The 2833-nt window shown below is 51.4% G+C and carries 2 protein-coding genes and 1 pseudogene; 2 read left to right on the forward strand and 1 reads right to left on the reverse strand.

The features are described from left to right. Nucleotides 1-459: 459 nt before the first annotated feature. Nucleotides 460-1290, forward strand: coding sequence for a 3'-5' exonuclease (locus BN874_RS06610; RefSeq protein ID WP_051497514.1), 831 nt, complete (start codon nucleotides 460-462; stop codon nucleotides 1288-1290). Nucleotides 1291-1911: 621 nt separating this feature from the next. After that, nucleotides 1912-2427 (forward strand): annotated as a pseudogene (locus BN874_RS06615) (reverse transcriptase N-terminal domain-containing protein); the annotation flags it as partial. Between the two features lie 18 nt (nucleotides 2428-2445). Here BN874_RS06615 and BN874_RS26380 read toward each other — a convergent pair. Then, nucleotides 2446-2833 (reverse strand): transposase (locus BN874_RS26380; RefSeq protein WP_154724781.1); only part of this gene is annotated, 388 nt, incomplete at its 5' end.

A 2833-nucleotide genomic window follows, 5' to 3' on the forward strand; every position in this document is an offset into this window, starting at 1 on the left:
CAAAATGACATCCCCCTGCCAGCGTTTCATGGGGGCGTGAGAAACTGATAGGTGGTAAGGGGTCACCGGAGACAGTGCCCGCTCAGCGGGAATCGCAGCGCCTCCCGGCTCATGCGGTCGTTCCTGAACACAGCAACGGGACTGGGGAAGTGAATGTGGGTGACCGTAAGGATTCGTGCGAAAATGGGTAATAGCGGCTTTGACCATCAACAAGCGGCTAATTTTCCACATAAAATTATGGGGGTTAGAACACTGACCAAGAAAATGATCCTTTTACCTTTGCGATAATTGACTAAGAAAACGGTCCTGATACATAAGCCAAAATCGTACAAAAAAACGCTAAAACAGGTTTTACTAAACTGATGCCAGGCTTGTTACTCATTTACGAAGGAATCCTTACGCCTACCCGATGATGCGCCAGCGGCGTCACTGGGCGCTCTCCACGCCTATACTTTGTAGATGATGACACCCACCCACCTGCTCGTCCTTGATCTCGAAACCCGGCCCGATAGCGCTCTATTGCCAGCGGATCGCGATCCTGCCGCGTTTCCCAAGCCGATCCAGCATGAGATCGTGACCTTGGGCTTCCTGCTGGCGCGGATTGAGCGCGACGGGCAAGGGGAACGCTATACGGTGCGCAAACTGGGCGCGGCCAGCATTGCCGACCGCAGCGAGCGGGAGCTATTGGCCGGGTTCTGGCAAATGATCGATAAACAAAAACCGCGCTTGGTGACCTGGAACGGGCGCGGTTTCGATGTGGCGGTGCTGAAACAGCGCTCCTTAATCCACGGTTTGACCGCGCCGCAATGGCATCGCACCGATCCCCGCTATGGGTATGATTACCGCTATCAAGTCAACTGGCATTGCGATTTGATGGATGTGTTGAGCGATAACGGGGCGTCGCCGCGCCTGAGTCTGGATGAAGCGGCGCGGGCGTTGGGGTTGCCGGGCAAGTGGAACGGTCACGGCGCGGACGTGGCGGAACAGGCGCAAGCGGGCGATTTCGCGGCCATTAACCGCTACTGCGAGGGCGATGTGCTGAATACCTTCGTGCTGTATCTGCGCTGGGCCTGTTTCAGTACCCGGATGACGGCGCACGGCCATAACGCGACTGTGCAGAACTTATTGGATTATCTGGAACGCGAACGGGGCGAACGCCCACATGTCGGCGAGTTTGTGGATCGTTGGCAAGCCAGTGACCGGCCGTGTCCGCTGTTCGTCAACGAACCCATCGGCGAACCAGGGCCGCAACCGCCCGAGGCGCATTTGCGGAGTGAGGATGTGGTGTGACGTGAAGTCGCCTAAGTAATTGTTTCACATGGTAAATCCATGTGAAACCTGTCTTTCTCTGGACAGTAGCCTACCGTCACATGCGGTCTTGGCAACGAGACGGTATGAAGCTGGCGGGACAATGCAACCCATCCTCGAAAGGGGTCAAGCTGAATCTGTGAGGACAAAGCGAATCTGCAAGCATAATGCGGAAGGGAGCTAGGCTGAGTGGTAGGGCTAACACAAATGAACTGTTGATAAATTCCGTCACGCTGAACAAGCCAAAAATGCTGATAGGCTTGAGCCAAAAGGCCAAGGGTTGGATAGCTCTTTCACGTCTAGGGCTACAGAGACAAAACAACCCTCGGAAGAAAGACAGAGCCTAAACCATCCCTGTTACTTAGATGGAACACGGTAAGCCCGATAAGTCTTCCTTCCGCCCAACAGGGCAGGCCGAACGTAAGAACGGCTGATGGAATGCGGGTAGAGGAACATGGAAAAAGCGAAGGCCGCTTTGTAATGAAGCGGATAGGGGTTGAGTCGAAAGGCAACATCACCCTAGCGGGTAACGGCGCAGACTTCCATAAGGTCTCATATCACGAAAGAGTTTGTAGAACCTTTTACCTAAAGGAGGACATGCAAATGAACGCGAGTACAGTGTGTGCAGCCTCCAGCTTAGAGATGAGTTGGCACAAAATTAACTGGGCCGAATGCCACCGACAAGTCAGAAGGCTGCAAGCGCGTATCGTGAAGGCAACGCAGGAAGGCCGCTGGAACAAGGTGAAAGCCTTGCAATGGCTGCTCACCCATTCGTGGAGCGGCAAAGTGATTGCCGTGAAGCGAGTGACGGAAAATCAAGGCAAGAAGACGCCGGGGGTAGACAAGGTTACATGGTCAACCCCGAAAGCCAAATTTCAAGCCGTGTGGTCGCTCAGAAGGCGCGGATACCAACCGCTGCCACTGAGACGAGTATTTATACCTAAAAGCAACGGGAAGTTAAGACCGTTAGGAATACCGACGATGAAGGACCGAGCGATGCAGGCACTCCACCTGTTCGCGTTGGAACCCGTATCGGAAACCCAAGCGGATAACAATTCCTATGGATTCAGGCCGGAAAGGTCTACTGCGGATGCAAGAGTCCAATGTTTTATTGCACTGCTCTGTACATGACAAAAATTAACTTGAAGAGTTAAAATGATTAAAATCAAGGAAGTGAAATAAAGCAGCGAGATTAAATAAGGAGGTAGGATTAAATATAGCATTACGAATAAAATCCAAACCAGTTTTAAAGATACTTTTAGAAAAACGTAGATGTTTTTTTACTTTAATCGGTTTAACTGAATCATGCTGCCACTCACCGATGCGATGCGCCCAACAAAAAGTAATCACCGGAATGATTAAAAGTCGTTTAATCCGCTCAGGGTCCGTCACATGAGTCTCTTCCAGATTAAACCCTCGACTTTTTAAGCAACTAAATAACGTTTCTATCTGCCATCTTTCTTTATATAGCTCTCCTATGCAGGTTGTGGAATTTTTAGATATAGCTCTCCTATGCAGGTTGTGG

Origin of the sequence: Candidatus Contendobacter odensis Run_B_J11 (assembly GCF_000531125.1) — a bacterium.
Classification (GTDB): domain Bacteria; phylum Pseudomonadota; class Gammaproteobacteria; order Competibacterales; family Competibacteraceae; genus Contendibacter; species Contendibacter odensensis.

Bases quoted from the DNA above. Each gene is read 5' to 3' on its own strand.
- BN874_RS06610 (WP_051497514.1), top strand. From the start codon at position 460: ATGATGACACCCACCCACCTGCTCGTCCTTGATCTCGAAACCCGGCCC.